Here is a 14,132-nt window from a genome sequence, read left to right as displayed (position 1 = left end):
GGGGAGAGGGGGAGGCGGTGTTTGCCTTGATGGACGAGGCGGGACGGGCATCCGGCGCGTTGGCTTCGGTGCGCTGCTGTGGGCTGGCTTCCATCGAGAGCTGGAACAGCGGCCGGTTCTTGCCCCGCATGCCGACGCGGTGGGCGAGGCCTTTGGCCTCGAGCGTGGCAAGGCGGTCGCGGACCCGATACCGCAGCAGGACGCTGTCGAGATCCGCCAGCGGGGGTGACTTGAGCAGCTGATCGCGCACCTCGCTGATCGTGAACGACTCGCCGGTTCGGGCATACGCCGACAGCTGATTGTCCAGGGCGTCGGCAATCAGGCGGTTCCGGGTGTCATCCGTCGCGGTATCGACCGGTGTGGACGGGGCGTGGGTAGCAGTAAGCGTCGTCATGCGTTCACCTCCCACGGAGCGTCCTGACCCAGTCGGTCGGCGGCCAGGGCGAGGACGTGTGCCTGGCGCATGTGGGCGTGATAGCGACGGTAGCGAACGCGGGCGCTGCTGTTGGAGGCCAGGGCGGCCATCGCCATGGCACGGTGAGCCGCGGCACGCGCACGATGGTTGCAGCGGTGGGGGGATATCGGGCAGGTAGCCATTGGTGATGCTCCTCGAGTTGTGGAGCCACCAACAGTTGTTCTCACGCAACTGGGAGGTGGCTGGCTACGGGGTGAGAAACCGGAACTCGAGGAATCCGGCCAGGCCGAAGCCTGCCCGCAACCAGCCACCATATACACACCATTTGGGTACAAAAAAGCGCCCTCGGTGCGTAGGCGCTGTTGCGCCTCGAGTTCGGGTTCTCACGCCCGGCCGAGCAATTTGGCTCGACAACTGGAAAGGTATCAGGGGGTATCGATCGTGTAAAGCGGCACCCCACTGGTTATATCCGCACAAGCAACTGGCCTACCTATCCGGCTGACTGTTGCGCAACTCGTCGAGATAGTTGGCCCAGCTTTGCAGCATTTCCCGGCGCTGCTCTATGTGCTGGGTGCGGTTGTAGGCCCGGCCGTTGGCGTCTTTCACTGCATGGGCAAGCTGCTGTTCGATGTAATGCTCGGGGTAGTTGAGGCGCTCGGCCAGGATGGTTCTGGCCATGGCTCGGAATCCATGCGCAGTCATCTGCCCCTTGAATCCCATGCGATCCAATGCCGCCTTGATGGCCACGTTGCTCATCGGCCGTTGATTGCTGCGAGCGCCGGGAAACACGTAGTCGGAGCGCCACGTGAGCCCGTGGAGGTCACGCAGGATAGCGACGCCCTGGGTGGGCAGGGGCACGACGAGGGGCTGTCCCGTTTTGCTGGCCTGGAAGGACCAGGTGCCATTCTCTAGGTCAATATCGGCCCATCTGGCCTGACGCAGCTCTCCGGGGCGGGTGAATACCAGTGGAGCCAGTTTCAGGGCGGCGATGGTGACGGGCTGGCCGCCGTAGCCGTCAATGGCCCGAAGTAGTTCTGCCACCTCGCTGGGTTCAGTGAGAGCTGCGTGATGCTTCGTCTTGTGCGGGCGCAGTGCGCCCCTGAGATCGGGGGTCGGGTCTCGCTCAGCACGGCCAGTGGAAATGCCGTAACGGAACACCTGGCCACACAGGGTCTTCACTCGATGGGCGGTCTCCACGTGTCCGCGCTCCTCGATCCGCCGCAGGCAGGCCAGAAGCTGAGGTGCCGAGATGTCCGACAGCGGCTCCTTACCGATGATCGGGAAGGCATCCCGTTCGAGTCGTCGCTTGTTGCGCTGGAAGTGGTCGGGAACGACCTCGTGCTGATGAACCCGCTCCAGCCACTCCAGAGCGACCAGCTGAAACGTGTTGGCGGCGACCTGTTCGCCGAGCTGTCGCTCCAGTTGCTTGGCTCGGCTCGGGTCGGCGCCCTCGGCAAGCCGCCGCCTGGCCTGGTCGCGGGCCTCACGCGCTGCCGCGAGTGAGATTTCGGGGTAGGTGCCGATGGCCAGCAGCTTCTCCTTGCCGGCGTAGCGGTACTTCATGCGCCAGTACTTGCTGCCCGTCGGGCGGACTTCCAGAAAGAGCCCGCCACCGTCCGCCAGCTTGGTGGTCCTGGCTTGGGGCTTGGCCGTCTTTACGGCGGTGGCGGTCAACTTGTTGGTCTGGCGACTCATGGGGGTACCTCGCGGCGGGCTGGAGCCTGTACCCCCAACCCTGATACCCCCATGGTGGGGCCGGTTGTGCTGGCAAAGCCCCGTGTGGCGGGGCTTCCAGGTCAGTTGGGGGTATCAGATTCTGGTTTCGACGATGTACCCCCAGATGTACCCCCATCAGTGGGGGTATGTCAAAGGATGGCGTGGGATGTCCAGAAACAAGAAAGGGGCCCGGAGGCCCCTGTTCATGCGGTTTCTGGCGTTTCTTGGTAACTCCTGAAACCTGTGGTTGGTGGAGGCGGCGGGAATTGAACCCGCGTCCGCCGGCACTCGCCCATTGGCTCTACATGCTTAGGTCCGTCTTTTCATTTAACGCCGCTGGCTCCGACGGGCAGGATCCAGCAACGCGATTCCTCTTAAGTTTAACGATCGACGGGAGGACGCCGCCGACCGCGATCCCATCAGTCTTGGCTCATATCCCCTCCGCGATGAATGGGCACATCGCTTCGGGGCCGGGCTAGAAGCCAGCAGGTTTAAGCTGCCAGCGCGCCCTGAGCGTAGTTGTCGTCGTTTGCGACTATTTTATCGTGATGTTGGATTTACGAGATACATCACGCTCTCGGCATGCACCGCAGGGGTTGTCACCGGCGTCGAAACCATGTCGCCCCCATAACGCACATCCTATCAGGATGTGCAGTTCTGTGACACCTCAGGCGCGGTTTTGTTCGCGCATGATGCGACCTTTCTGGCGCTGCCAGTCGCGGTCCTTCTCGGTGGCGCGCTTGTCGTGGAGCTTCTTGCCGGTCACCAGCGCCAGTTCGCACTTCACGCGGTTGTTCTTCCAGTACAGCTTGAGCGGCACGCAGGTGTGCCCCTTCTCCTGGGAGCGCGAGAAGATCTTGGCGATCTCCTTGCGATGCAGCAGCAGCTTGCGCGTCCGCGTGGGGTCGGCCACTTCGTGGGTGCTGGCGGAGTTGAGCGGCATGATGTGGCTGCCCAGCAGCCAGGCCTCGCCGTTCTTGACCAGGATGTAGGTGTCGGTGAGCTGCGCCTTGCCGGCGCGCAGGCTCTTCACTTCCCAGCCGGCGAGCACCAGGCCCGCCTCGAAGGTCTCGTCGATGTGGTATTCGAAGCGGGCCTTCTTGTTCTGGGCAATGACGTTGTTGCCGGGGCCCTTTCCCTTGCCTTTCTTGTTGGCCATGGAACCTCGTGTCGTGGTGTGTCGTGGCTTCGCCCCTTCGATGTGGGGGGAAGCGTGATACCATTCAAGGCGTGAAACAACGGCACATCATACGCCCTGGGCCCAGTGAAGTCAGCGGAGAGCACAATGCCAACGGTCAACCGGTCCGCCCTGGTGCGGCATCCCCCACAGGACATGTTCGAGCTGGTCAACGACTTCGAGCGCTACCCGGAGTTCGTGCCCGGATGCCGGCATGCGAGGCTGCTCGAGCGCGACGAGTCGCACCTGATCGGCGAGATGACCCTGGGGCGGGCAGGTATCGAACAGAGCTTCACCACCCGCAACGACCTGATCGAGCCCGAGCGCATCGAGATGTCGCTGGTCAGCGGCCCCTTCAAGCGCCTGCGCGGCCGCTGGCTGTTCCTGCCCGTGGGCGAGAACACCTGCAAGGTGTGCCTGGAACTGGAGTTCGAGTTTGCCAACCGGCTGCTGGGCATGGCCTTCGGCAAGCTGTTCCAGCAGGTGGCCGGACAGCTGGTGGACTCCTTCACGCGCCGCGCCGATGAGCTCTATGGCCGCTAATCCCGACTCCCGTGGCCAAGAGGCGACGCTGAGGGTGGAGGTGGCGTTCGCCCTGCCGGAAAAGCAGCGCCTGGTGACGCTCGAGGTGCCTGCCGGCACCACGGCCCGCCAGGCCGTGGACCGCGCCGGATTGGCGGCGCTCTTTCCCGAGGTGGCCCCGGAGACCTTCAGCCAGCCCGACCTGGGCATCTTCGGGCGGCGGCTGCCCGAGCCGGGCAGTCACCGCCTGCGCGATGGCGATCGGATCGAGGCCTACCGGCCGCTGACCATCGATCCCAAGGCGGCGCGCGCCGCCCGGGCGGCCCGCCGGGGCTGAGGCGCCCCGAGGCAGCGCCGGGCGGGTCAGTCGTTCAGGGCGTCATCGGTCGAGGGCGAGCCGCCGGTGGGGATCGTGCCGCCGGTTTCGGGGATCGTGCGAGGCGCGGGGCCGGGCATGTCCGCCCGGGGGGAGGTGCCCTCGACGGCGGGGCCAACGCCGTCCGGCGAACGCAGCTCGATATCCGACTCGAATTCGCCCTCGCGACGAATGTCGGCCAGCTGACCATTGGCGAAGGTCAGGGTGACGCGGCGCTGCTCGACGTCGCCATAGGCTTCGTCCAGGCGGAAGACATAATCCCACTGGTTAGCATTGAAGGGCGCCTCGAGCAGCGGGCTGCCCATCACGTCGACCACCTGCTGCTGGCTCATGCCGGGCTGCAACTGGGCCACCATCCCCTCGGTGACCAGGTTGCCCTGCGGCAGGTCGCGCTTATAGACCCCCACATAGCTACAGCCGCCAGCCAGGGTGAGGGCGGCAGTAAGACAGACGGTTTTGATCAGCTTTTGCATTTGAGTCGGTTCTTCACTATCGTGGATTCGGTCGATCATACCCGACCCTACCTGATACTGCGAAGAGCAACCATGGCCGACCAAAACCATGAACTGCGCAAGGCAGGCCTCAAGGTCACCTTGCCGCGAGTGAAGATCCTGCAAATCCTCGAGAACGCCGAGGGGCAGCACCACCTGAGCGCCGAGGATGTCTACAAGACCTTGCTGGATGCGGGCGAGGATGTGGGCCTGGCCACGGTCTACCGCGTGCTCACCCAGTTCGAGTCGGCCGGTCTGGTCATTCGCCACAATTTCGATGGCGGCCATGCGGTGTTCGAGCTCTCGCAGGAGGAGCACCATGACCACATGGTGTGCCTGGAGAGCGGCGAGATCGTCGAGTTCTTCGACGACACCATCGAGCGTCGCCAGCAGGAGATCGCCGAGGAGCACGGCTACGAGCTCGTCGACCACGCTCTGGTGCTCTACGTGCGGCCCAAGGGCTCCAGCGCCACCCGCCAGGAAGGCATCCAGAAGAAGTAAGCTGTCCTCCCTTCCCGACGTCCTGGCCTGACGATGTTCTGACGGGAACAGTCCCGACGCCCCGGCACGCAGCAGCGCACTGGGGCGTCGTTCTGTGCGCTGGGGTGCCGGGTCCTCAGTGGTGGGCGCTGCGCTGGCCGGCGTCGAGCATCTCGCGAGCGTGAGCCAGGGTGCGGTCGGAGAGCGTCACCCCGCCCAGCATGCGCGCCAGCTCGCTGACGCGACCGCCCTCGTCGAGCAGCGCCATCCGGGTGCGGGTGGCGTCTTGCCGCGCCTGCTTGGCGATATGCAGGTGCTGGTGAGCCTGGGCCGCCACCTGGGGCAGGTGGGTCACGGTCATCACCTGGCCGCCCTCGCCGAGGCGGCGCAGCAGGCGACCGACGATCTCGGCGGTGGCGCCGGAGACCCCGACGTCCACCTCGTCGAACACCAGGCTGGGAATGGTGGCGTGCTGTGCCGCCACCACCTGGATCGCCAGGCTGATGCGCGACAGCTCGCCGCCCGAGGCCACCTTGGCCAGCGGGCGCGGTGGCTGACCGGGGTTGGCGCTGATCAAGAAGCGCACTGCCTCCAGGCCCTCGGGCTGTGGCGTCTCGCGCGACTCCACCGCCACCTCGAAGCGCGCCTTGCCCATCGCCAGGAAGCCGAGCTGCTCCTGCACCGCCTTGGCAAAGCGCCCTGCCGCCCGGCGGCGCGCCTCGCCCACCTTGTGGGCCTGGCGGCGCCAGGCGTCGCGCAGTGCGACCACTTCGTCGCGCAGCGTCTCGATCGCCTGGTCGCTGCCCTCGAGCCCGTCCAGCTCCTCGCGCAGCGCGCGGTGGTGTGCCTCGAGTTCCTCGGGCATCACCTGATGCTTGCGCGCGATGCGGTGCACCTCGGCCAGGCGCGACTCCACCCAGGCGAGGCGCTCGGGGTCGAGCTCGGTGGTGTCGACGAAGCGATGCAGTTCCCGTGCGGCCTCCTCGATCTGGATGCGCGCCTCCTCGAGCATGCCCAGGGTCTCGGCCAGGCGCGCCTGCGCCTGAGGGGGGAGGCCAGCGAGCCGGCCGGTAGCGCGGGTGAGCTGCGAGAGGGCGCCGCCCTCGTCGTGGTCGCAGCAGTCGGCGGCGAACTGCGCCTCGCACTGGGTTTCCTCGGCGTGGGCCAGCTCGGCCTGCTCCTGCTCCAGGGCAGGCAGCTCGCCCTCGCCCAGCGCCAGGGCATCGAGCTCTTCCACCTGATAGCGCAGCAGTTGGCGACGCGCCTCGGTCTCGTCGCCGCTGGCCGTGAGCTGCTTCAGCCGACGCCGGCTCGCCTGCCAGCGGCGGAAGGTGTCGGCCAGCTCGGCGACTGCCTCACGTTGTCCGGCCACCTCGTCGAGCAGGCCCAGGTGGGTCTCCTCGCGCAGCAGCGCCTGGTGGGCGTGCTGGCCGTGAATCTCCACCAGCCGCTCGCCGAGGGCCTTGAGGTCGGCGATGGTGGCCGGCTGGCCGTTGATCCACGCCTTGGAGCGACCGGCGGCGGTCACCACGCGGCGCAGCAGGCAATCGTCGGTGGGCAGCTCGCGGGCTTCCAGCCAGGCCTGGGCGGCGGGCAGGGCGGCGATCTCGAAGCGCGCGCTCACATCAGCGCGCTCACAGCCATGGCGCACGCTGGCGCTGTCGGCGCGCTCGCCCAGGCACAGCCCCAGGGCGCCGAGCAGGATCGACTTGCCAGCCCCGGTTTCACCGGTGATGGCGGTCATGCCGCCGCTGAGTTCCAGGTCGAGGCTCTCGACGATGGCGTAGTCGCGGATGGCTAGCTGCGTCAGCATCGCTTTACTCCCCCCTTCTCCCCGTGTTTCTGCTCGGCAGGCTCTCCGTGTCAGGGCCGCCGTGGCCTGGATATCCATCCAACAGTATTGAGTTTTTATACAGTAGTTCAGGGTGGCACTCAATGCACGGTCACCCTCCGTTGCATTGGCCGCCTTGAGATTGGCGATAAGGCCCCCATATAGGCGGCAGATTACCCCAGATCCCGACACCCGTTTGTGGCCCGCCGAGTGACGGGCCGAGTCACCGTTGCAGGAGACCTTCATGGCCAAACAATCCCAGACCCCGCTGGAAGACGAGCTGGCGAGACAGGAACAGGAGGCCGAGTCGCAGCCCGAGCCCGCGCCGGACGAGGCTACTCCCATCGAGGGCGCCGACGAGGCCGAGGAGCTCGCCGGCGAGGCCGAGCCGGCCGAGACCGAGTCGAACGCCGACAACCCCGAAGCCGAAGTGCTGGCCGCCAAGGTGGAAGAGCTCGAGCAGAGCCTGGCCGAGGCCAAGGACCAGGCGCTGCGCGCTGCCGCCGAGGCGCAGAACGTGCGTCGTCGCGCCGAGCAGGAGACCGAGAAGGCGCGCAAGTTCGCGCTGGAGAAGTTCGTCAAGGAGCTGCTGCCGGTGGTCGACAGCCTCGAGAAGGCGCTCGAGGCCATGGGCGAGGACGCCACCGAGGCGCACCGGGAAGGCGTGGCGATGACCCTGAAGATGCAGCTCGATGTACTCGGCAAGTTCGGCGTCGAGGTGGTCGACCCGGCGGGCGAGCCCTTCGACCCGCAGTATCACGAGGCGATCACCATGGTGCCCAACCCCGACCTCGAGCCCAACAGCGTGATGGAGGTCGTGCAGAAGGGCTACCTGCTCAACGGGCGCCTGGTGCGTCCGGCGATGGTCGTGGTCAGCCAGAGCGCCGATTGAATCGCACAGCGAAAGCGCGGCGGCGGGCTTGAAAAGTCACGGCTCGCCCCCCAGATAGACGACAACCCCGCGGCGAGTGCCGCAGACACGGATCAAGGCAACGAATTCGAGGATTTCCTATGGGACGCATCATCGGTATTGACCTCGGGACCACCAACTCCTGCGTGGCCCTGCTGGAAGGCGACAAGGCCAAGGTGATCGAGAACGCCGAAGGCGCGCGCACCACGCCCTCCATCATCGCCTACACTGAGGACGGCGAGATTCTGGTGGGCCAGGCGGCCAAGCGCCAGGCGGTCACCAACCCGCAAAACACCCTGTACGCCATCAAGCGCTTGATCGGCCGGCGTTTCAAGGACGACGTCGTCCAGAAGGACATCAAGATGGTGCCCTACGCCATCTCCGAGGCCGACAACGGCGATGCCTGGGTGGAAGTGAAGGGCAAGAAGCTCGCACCGCCCCAGGTCAGCGCCGAAGTGCTCAAGAAGATGAAGAAGACCGCGGAGGACTATCTGGGTGAGGAAGTCACCGAGGCGGTCATCACCGTGCCGGCCTACTTCAACGACAGCCAGCGCCAGGCCACCAAGGACGCCGGGCGCATCGCCGGTCTCGAAGTCAAGCGCATCATCAACGAGCCCACCGCGGCAGCGCTGGCCTACGGCATGGACAAGGCGCGCGGCGACAAGACCATCGCGGTCTACGACCTGGGCGGCGGTACCTTCGACATCTCCATCATCGAGGTGGCCGATGTCGACGGCGAGACCCAGTTCGAAGTGCTGGCCACCAACGGCGACACCTTCCTGGGCGGCGAGGACTTCGACCTCAAGCTGATCAACTACCTGGTTGACCAGTTCAAGGCCGACAGCGGCATCGACCTGTCCGGCGACAACCTCGCCATGCAGCGCCTCAAGGAGGCCGCCGAGAAGGCCAAGATCGAGCTCTCCAGCGCCCAGCAGACCGACGTCAACCTGCCCTACATCACCGCCGACAACACCGGGCCCAAGCACCTCAACGTCAAGGTGACCCGGGCCAAGCTGGAGTCGCTGGTGGAGGACCTGGTGCAACGCTCCATGGAGCCGTGCAAGGTCGCGCTCAAGGACGCCGGTGTCTCCGCGTCCGAGATCGACGACGTCATCCTGGTCGGCGGCCAGACCCGCATGCCGATGGTCCAGGCCAAGGTCGCCGAGTTCTTCGGCAAGGACGCGCGCAAGGACGTCAACCCGGACGAGGCCGTGGCCGTGGGTGCGGCCATCCAGGGCGGCGTGCTGGGCGGCGACGTCAAGGACGTGCTGCTGCTCGACGTCACCCCGCTGACGCTCGGCATCGAGACCCTGGGCGGCGTGATGACCCCGCTGATCGAGAAGAACACCACCATCCCGACCAAGAAGACCCAGACCTTCTCGACCGCGGACGACAATCAGACCGCCGTGACCATCCACGTGCTCCAGGGCGAGCGCAAGCAGGCCGGCCAGAACAAGTCGCTGGGTCGCTTCGACCTGGCCGACATCCCGCCGGCGCCGCGCGGCGTGCCGCAGATCGAGGTGGCCTTCGACCTCGACGCCAACGGCATCCTGCACGTCTCCGCCAAGGACAAGGCCACCGGCAAGGAGCAGTCCATCGTCATCAAGGCCTCCAGCGGTCTGACCGAGGAGGAGATCGAGCAGATGATGCAGGACGCCGAGGCGCACGCCGAGGAGGACAAGAAGTTCGAGGAGCTGGTGCAGCTGCGCAACCAGGCCGACGGCATGGTCCACGCCGCTCGCAAGACCCTCGAGGAGGCCGGCGACAAGGCCAGCGACGACGAGAAGCAGAAGATCGAGAGCGCCATCGGCGAGCTCGAGGAAGCGGCCAAGGGCGACGACAAGGACGCCATCCAGGCCAAGCTGGACGCCCTGACCGAGGCTTCCGGCAACCTGGCCCAGAAGCTCTACGCCGAGCAGGCCGAGGCGGAGCAGTCGCAGGCCGGCGGCGAAGGCGGTGAAGGCGCCAGCAAGCCGGAAGAGGACGTGGTCGACGCCGAGTACGAGGAAGTCAACGACGACCAGAAGAAGCGGTAAACGCCGGACCTTGCCAAGGATGACGGCAGCGCGGGGGCATGACTCCCGCGTTGCCGTTTCCGCGGCTCAGGCGTAACTGCCAAGACCAGGAGGCGCACGGACCCATGTCCAAACGCGATTTTTACGAGGTGCTGGGCGTCGCGCAAGATGCCGACCAGAAGGACATCAAGAAGGCCTACCGACGCCTGGCCCAGAAATACCACCCCGACCGCAATCCCGGGGACGATACCTCCGCGGAGAAGTTCCGCGAGGTCTCCGAAGCCTACGAGGTGCTCTCCGACAGCGAGAAGCGCGCCGCCTATGACCAGTTCGGCCACGCGGGGGTCGATGGCCAGGCCGGCGGCTTCGGCGGTGGCCAGGGTGGCTTCGGCGGTGCCGGCGCGGGCGGCTTCAGCGACATCTTCGGCGACGTTTTCGGCGATATCTTTGGTGGCGGCGCGCGGCGCAATCCCAACGCCCCGCAGCGCGGCAGTGACCTGCGCTACAACCTCGAACTCGACCTGGAAAGCGCCGTGGCCGGCACCAGCGTGGACATCCGCGTGCCGCGTCATGTCGAGTGCGAGCGCTGCGATGGCGGCGGTGCCGAGCCGGGCTCCAGCAAGGAGACCTGTCCCACCTGTCACGGCCATGGCCAGGTGCGCATGCAGCAGGGCTTCTTCGCCGTGCAGCAGACCTGTCCGACCTGTCACGGCAGCGGCCAGCACATCAAGGTGCCGTGCCACAAGTGCCACGGCGAGGGGCGGGTGCGCGAGACCCGCACGCTCTCGGTGAAGATTCCCGCCGGGGTGGACACCGGCGACCGCATTCGCCTCAACGGCGAGGGCGAGGCCGGGATCAACGGCGGCCCCACCGGCGACCTCTACGTCCAGGTGGCCATCAAGCCGCACCACATCTTCCAGCGCGACGGCCGCCACCTGCAGTGCGAGGTGCCGATCAACTTCGTCGACGCGGCACTGGGCGGTGAGCTCGAAGTGCCCACCCTGGATGGCCGGGTCAAGCTCAAGATCCCGCCCGAGACCCAGACCGGCAAGCTCTTCCGCCTGCGCGGCAAGGGCGTCAAGCCGGTGCGCGGCGGCCCCGCCGGCGACCTGCTGTGCAAGGTTGTGGTCGAGACCCCGGTCAACCTCAACGAGGAACAGAAGGCACTGCTGCGCCAGCTCCAGGAGAGCCTCGACGGCAGCAACAGCAGCCACCACTCGCCGAAGAAGACCAGCTTCTTCGATGGCGTGAAGAAGTTCTTCGAGGACATGAAGCCGTAACGGCTGGCCCCGATGAGATGGCTGCACACGGCCCCGGCATCCCGCGATGCCGGGGCCGTGGCGTGTCTGGTGGAGCGTCGTCGAACACTTCATCTTGCTCAAGTGAAGGACGATACGGGCTGGCGCTCGGGGCTTTCGTGGCCTTAGGCTGAGCAGGTAAACCCACTGGAGCGGAGGCAGCGATGCCGATTTCACGAGCCGAGATTCCCGTCGACGATGCTCCGGCGCTGATCGAGCGCCTTTGCGAGGAGTGGTCCGAGTCGCAGCAAGTGCGCCGCGAGAGCGAGCGGGTGTGCGTGATCTTTTCCGAGGGTACCTGCGTTCTCTACCCCGAGACGGAGAAGCTGGTCGTGGCCCTGGAGGCCCTGGACGACGAGCCGCTCGACCAGCTCGAGGCCAAGGTCGATGCCGCCCTGGAGGCGCTGGACGGCGAGAACCTGGATATCGTCTGGGAGACGTGAGTCGCGCCTCTGCCCGGAGTGCCCACCTGGGCATGCTGTTGTGGGCGGCGTTGGTGGGGCTCTCCTTCCCCGCGGTGGGGCTGATGCGCGAGCTGCCACCGCTCTCCCTCACGGCGCTGCGCTTTGCCATCGCCTGCGCCGGGCTCTACTGGCTGGCGCGGCGCTCCCCGGCCTTCCTGCCGGCGCCGCGCGTGCTGCCGCTCTACGGCCTCATGGGCCTCTGCCTGGCGGGCTTTTTCGGCGCCATGTTCTGGGCCGCGCATCACGCCACGGCACTGGCCATGTCGACGCTCTACGTCTCGGTGCCGCTGCTCGCCTACTTGCTGGGCCTGGGTTTCGGCGTCGAGCGGCTGACCTGGCGGCTGCCGGCCATCCTGGCGCTGGGTGCCGCCGGGGCACTGAGCCTCGCCTTCGCCGAGTCGCTGGGGCGGGGCGTCGAGCTGCGCTTCGGGCGCGGCGAGGCGGTGTTCTTCCTGGGTTGCGTCTCCTCAGCGCTCTATCCGGTGCTCAGCAAGTGGGGGCTCGCTACCGGGCGGCTGGCCGAGTCGGCGGCGGTGCGCACCTTCTGGAGCCTGGGAGTGGGCGGGGGGCTGATCGGGGCCCTGGGGCTCGCCATCGAGCCGGTCACCCGGCTGGCGACGATGCGCCTCGGCGATATACTGCTGCTCGTTTACCTGGGGCTCTTCTCCAGCGCCCTGACCTTCTGGTTGCTGCAGCGCGCCACGGCGGTGCTCACGCCGGGCGCCGTCACCGCTTACGGCTATCTGGTGCCTTTCGTCTCCATGCTGCTGCTGTTCATCGAGACACCGGCGCGTCTCGGCTGGGAGTGGCTGCCGGGCAGCGCGCTGGTGATCACGGCCATTGCCCTGCTGCTGCATCGGGATCGCGCGGCGGCCCGGGCTGCTTGAGGCGCGTCAGGGCGACCGGCGAGGCGTGGTCGGCTCTGGCGGAAAGTACGGCGCGATCTCGGCGTGGATGGCGGCCGCCTCGTGGACGTGGCGCCGCGAGAAGTGAAAGGGAATCAGCTGCGTGACGCCGGCCGCGGCGGCGATCTCGCCGCAGACGCGCGCCGTGAGGTGGCCGGTGCGCCGCGCCTGCTCGGCTTCGCGCGTCAGGAAGGGCGCCTCGCAGAACAGCGCCCGGGCCCCGCGGGCCAGTGCGACCAGGCGGGCCCGGTTGTCGGCGGTGTCGCCCAGGTCGGTGGCGTAGACCAGGTGCTGCCCCGGCTCGCGCAGCAGCAACTCCGCCGCCAGAGTGGCGACCGCGCGGCGCTCGCCGTCCGGCAGGGTGATCCGGGTCTCGTCTTGGCCGGCCTGCACCGCCTGCTTGAGCGCACCGAGCCAGGGGCCGGGCGGCCAGCCGCGGGCGTCGAGGCGATCCTTGCGCACGCGCAGCTGGGTCTCCGGTTCGTAGGCGAAGGCGAGCACCGGGGTGCCGTGGTCGAGCGTCGTTGCCCGGATGCGAAAGCCCGGCTCGGCATGAATCACGCCGTCGCGAACGGGGCGCGGCGGCAGGGGCTCCGGCGCGGGGCCGCCGGCAGTGAGTCGCCAGCGCAACCGCTGCTCCCCATGCAGTTCGCTCACCTCGAAGTGGGGTGCCTTGTCGCCCACCCGGTCCCAGAGCACGCCGCGCATCAGCCCGGCCAGGTGCCCGGCGAGCCCCGGCGGCCCGTGGATTCGACAGGGGGTGTACACCCCGATCCGCGAGCGCAGCAGCCACAGGAAGCCGCCGATGTGGTCGAAGTGAGCGTGGCTGATGAAGATATCACTGACCTGATGGGCGAGGCGGGCCGAGAGACGCCCGGGGTCGCCCAGGTCGAAGAGCAGGCTGCGGCTCTGGTGCTTGAGGCGCAGGTGCAGCAGCGGGTCACCGAAGGCGCCGTTGATCAGCGTCGCCGTGGCCGTGCCGAGGTCCACCTGGGGGCGCTCGTCGTCATGGGCCACGAAGGGCCGGTCGTCGACGGCGCTGGTCGTCTGCCTGCGGGCGGGGGCGCTACGGTGGGGCGGCGCGGTGCCCAGCTGGCCGTCGGAGCGGCGCCGCGCATCGCGGATCACCAGCGCCGCGGGCGGGGTGGTCGGCGGCGTACTGTGCAGGTGCAGGCGGTTTTCCTCCAGCGCCACGACCTCGCCCAGGGCGAGGGTGTCGCCGCGGGCATCGAGCAGGCCGACCTGGCGGCCGCGCCAGGCCTCGGCGGCCTGGCGCGGCGGTGGGGTGCCGGTCACGGCGAGCGGCGCAAGGTCGAGCGAGTGCGTCTCGGCCGTCTCGAGCCAGCGCTCCCAGGCGGCAGAGCGCCGCTCGCGGCGTGCCTGCTTGCCGGGGTGGCGAGCCTCGGGCGCGGGTGCCAGGCGGAGCTCCTCGAGTCCCAGCGCCGCCCGCTCCGCGGCCAGCGGGCCGGCGGTGTCGGGCGGGGCCAGCATGGCCAGGGCGTCGATGGCCGCGGCCCGGGCCAGCGCTGGCA

At 67.7% G+C, this 14,132-nt stretch carries 15 protein-coding genes and 1 other RNA gene; 8 read left to right on the top strand and 8 right to left on the bottom strand.

Features of this window, described 5'->3' with window-relative positions; translation table 11 throughout:
* The 5 genes from FEF15_RS18250 to smpB all read right to left on the bottom strand — a co-directional run.
* On the bottom strand, nucleotides 1-394 hold a 394-nt coding region (locus FEF15_RS18250), incomplete at its 3' end, for a hypothetical protein (RefSeq protein WP_205598584.1).
* Nucleotides 391-597 carry a hypothetical protein gene (locus FEF15_RS18245; RefSeq protein ID WP_163560741.1) on the bottom strand — a complete coding sequence of 69 codons (207 nt, stop codon included), beginning with the start codon at nucleotides 595-597 and terminating at the stop codon, nucleotides 391-393. The genes FEF15_RS18245 and FEF15_RS18250, both read right to left, overlap by 4 nt.
* Nucleotides 598-901: 304 nt before the next feature.
* A complete protein-coding gene (locus tag FEF15_RS18240) occupies nucleotides 902-2,110 on the bottom strand; it encodes an integrase arm-type DNA-binding domain-containing protein (RefSeq protein ID WP_163560739.1) in 1,209 nt (402 codons plus the stop codon).
* A 269-nt stretch (nucleotides 2,111-2,379) separates the two neighbouring features.
* Nucleotides 2,380-2,758: a transfer-messenger RNA gene (gene ssrA, locus FEF15_RS18235) on the bottom strand.
* A gap of 40 nt (nucleotides 2,759-2,798) precedes the next feature.
* On the bottom strand, nucleotides 2,799-3,290 hold the full coding sequence (gene smpB / locus FEF15_RS18230) for an SsrA-binding protein SmpB (RefSeq protein WP_163560737.1): 492 nt from the start codon (nucleotides 3,288-3,290) through the stop codon (nucleotides 2,799-2,801).
* A 126-nt stretch (nucleotides 3,291-3,416) separates the two neighbouring features.
* On the opposite strand from smpB, the gene FEF15_RS18225 reads away from it, so the two are divergent.
* Together FEF15_RS18225 and FEF15_RS18220 are read left to right on the top strand one after the other, a co-directional pair.
* Nucleotides 3,417-3,851 (top strand): type II toxin-antitoxin system RatA family toxin, encoded by a 435-nt coding sequence (locus FEF15_RS18225; RefSeq protein WP_163560735.1) that lies wholly within the window; start codon nucleotides 3,417-3,419, stop codon nucleotides 3,849-3,851.
* The gene (locus tag FEF15_RS18220; protein ID WP_163560733.1) at nucleotides 3,841-4,167 is read left to right on the top strand and encodes an RnfH family protein; all 327 of its coding nucleotides are present in this window, start codon (nucleotides 3,841-3,843) and stop codon (nucleotides 4,165-4,167) included. Before FEF15_RS18225 ends, FEF15_RS18220 begins: the two co-directional genes overlap by 11 nt.
* 26 nt (nucleotides 4,168-4,193) lie before the next feature.
* On the opposite strand, the gene FEF15_RS18215 is transcribed toward FEF15_RS18220, so the two are convergent.
* Entirely contained in the window at nucleotides 4,194-4,679 is a 486-nt protein-coding gene (locus tag FEF15_RS18215; RefSeq protein ID WP_163560730.1) for an outer membrane protein assembly factor BamE, read from the bottom strand.
* 72 nt (nucleotides 4,680-4,751) lie between these two features.
* Between FEF15_RS18215 and fur the strand changes: the two genes are divergently transcribed.
* The gene (gene fur, locus FEF15_RS18210) at nucleotides 4,752-5,198 is read left to right on the top strand and encodes a ferric iron uptake transcriptional regulator (protein WP_163560728.1); all 447 of its coding nucleotides are present in this window, start codon (nucleotides 4,752-4,754) and stop codon (nucleotides 5,196-5,198) included.
* A 115-nt stretch (nucleotides 5,199-5,313) separates the two neighbouring features.
* Here fur and recN read toward each other — a convergent pair whose 3' ends face one another.
* Nucleotides 5,314-6,990 carry a DNA repair protein RecN gene (gene recN / locus FEF15_RS18205; protein WP_163560726.1) on the bottom strand — a complete coding sequence of 559 codons (1,677 nt, stop codon included), beginning with the start codon at nucleotides 6,988-6,990 and terminating at the stop codon, nucleotides 5,314-5,316.
* Nucleotides 6,991-7,252: 262 nt separating this feature from the next.
* Here recN and grpE point away from each other — a divergent pair, with 262 nt between their 5' ends.
* The 5 genes from grpE (at nucleotide 7,253) to FEF15_RS18180 (ending at nucleotide 12,582) form a co-directional block, all read left to right on the top strand.
* On the top strand, nucleotides 7,253-7,900 hold the full coding sequence (grpE, locus tag FEF15_RS18200; RefSeq protein ID WP_163560724.1) for a nucleotide exchange factor GrpE: 648 nt from the start codon (nucleotides 7,253-7,255) through the stop codon (nucleotides 7,898-7,900).
* A 119-nt stretch (nucleotides 7,901-8,019) separates the two neighbouring features.
* Complete coding sequence (gene dnaK, locus FEF15_RS18195; protein ID WP_163560722.1) at nucleotides 8,020-9,954, top strand: molecular chaperone DnaK; 1,935 nt, start codon at nucleotides 8,020-8,022, stop codon at nucleotides 9,952-9,954.
* A 104-nt stretch (nucleotides 9,955-10,058) separates the two neighbouring features.
* On the top strand, nucleotides 10,059-11,213 hold the full coding sequence (gene dnaJ / locus FEF15_RS18190; RefSeq protein ID WP_163560720.1) for a molecular chaperone DnaJ: 1,155 nt from the start codon (nucleotides 10,059-10,061) through the stop codon (nucleotides 11,211-11,213).
* A gap of 182 nt (nucleotides 11,214-11,395) precedes the next feature.
* Nucleotides 11,396-11,674 carry a DUF2218 domain-containing protein gene (locus tag FEF15_RS18185; protein ID WP_163560718.1) on the top strand — a complete coding sequence of 93 codons (279 nt, stop codon included), beginning with the start codon at nucleotides 11,396-11,398 and terminating at the stop codon, nucleotides 11,672-11,674.
* Nucleotides 11,671-12,582, top strand: a complete 912-nt coding sequence (locus FEF15_RS18180; RefSeq protein WP_240454237.1) for a DMT family transporter — start codon at nucleotides 11,671-11,673, stop codon at nucleotides 12,580-12,582. Before FEF15_RS18185 ends, FEF15_RS18180 begins: the two co-directional genes overlap by 4 nt.
* 6 nt (nucleotides 12,583-12,588) lie before the next feature.
* Here the strand turns inward: FEF15_RS18180 and FEF15_RS18175 are convergent.
* Nucleotides 12,589-14,132, bottom strand: a 1,544-nt coding sequence (locus FEF15_RS18175; RefSeq protein ID WP_163560716.1) for an MBL fold metallo-hydrolase, incomplete at its 5' end; no start/stop codon positions are given.

Origin of the sequence: Halomonas sp. NO4 (assembly GCF_010994375.1) — a bacterium.
Lineage (GTDB): Bacteria > Pseudomonadota > Gammaproteobacteria > Pseudomonadales > Halomonadaceae > Halomonas.
This window is presented reverse-complemented; position numbering and strand designations above follow the sequence as displayed.

Coding starts and splice junctions, on each gene's coding strand:
- smpB (WP_163560737.1), bottom strand. CDS start 3,290: ATGGCCAACAAGAAAGGCAAGGGAAAGGGCCCCGGCAACAACGTCATT.
- grpE (WP_163560724.1), top strand. CDS start 7,253: ATGGCCAAACAATCCCAGACCCCGCTGGAAGACGAGCTGGCGAGACAG.
- FEF15_RS18220 (WP_163560733.1), top strand. CDS start 3,841: ATGGCCGCTAATCCCGACTCCCGTGGCCAAGAGGCGACGCTGAGGGTG.
- recN (WP_163560726.1), bottom strand. CDS start 6,990: ATGCTGACGCAGCTAGCCATCCGCGACTACGCCATCGTCGAGAGCCTC.
- FEF15_RS18245 (WP_163560741.1), bottom strand. CDS start 597: ATGGCTACCTGCCCGATATCCCCCCACCGCTGCAACCATCGTGCGCGT.
- FEF15_RS18215 (WP_163560730.1), bottom strand. CDS start 4,679: ATGCAAAAGCTGATCAAAACCGTCTGTCTTACTGCCGCCCTCACCCTG.
- FEF15_RS18225 (WP_163560735.1), top strand. CDS start 3,417: ATGCCAACGGTCAACCGGTCCGCCCTGGTGCGGCATCCCCCACAGGAC.
- FEF15_RS18185 (WP_163560718.1), top strand. CDS start 11,396: ATGCCGATTTCACGAGCCGAGATTCCCGTCGACGATGCTCCGGCGCTG.
- FEF15_RS18240 (WP_163560739.1), bottom strand. CDS start 2,110: ATGAGTCGCCAGACCAACAAGTTGACCGCCACCGCCGTAAAGACGGCC.
- fur (WP_163560728.1), top strand. CDS start 4,752: ATGGCCGACCAAAACCATGAACTGCGCAAGGCAGGCCTCAAGGTCACC.
- dnaJ (WP_163560720.1), top strand. CDS start 10,059: ATGTCCAAACGCGATTTTTACGAGGTGCTGGGCGTCGCGCAAGATGCC.
- dnaK (WP_163560722.1), top strand. CDS start 8,020: ATGGGACGCATCATCGGTATTGACCTCGGGACCACCAACTCCTGCGTG.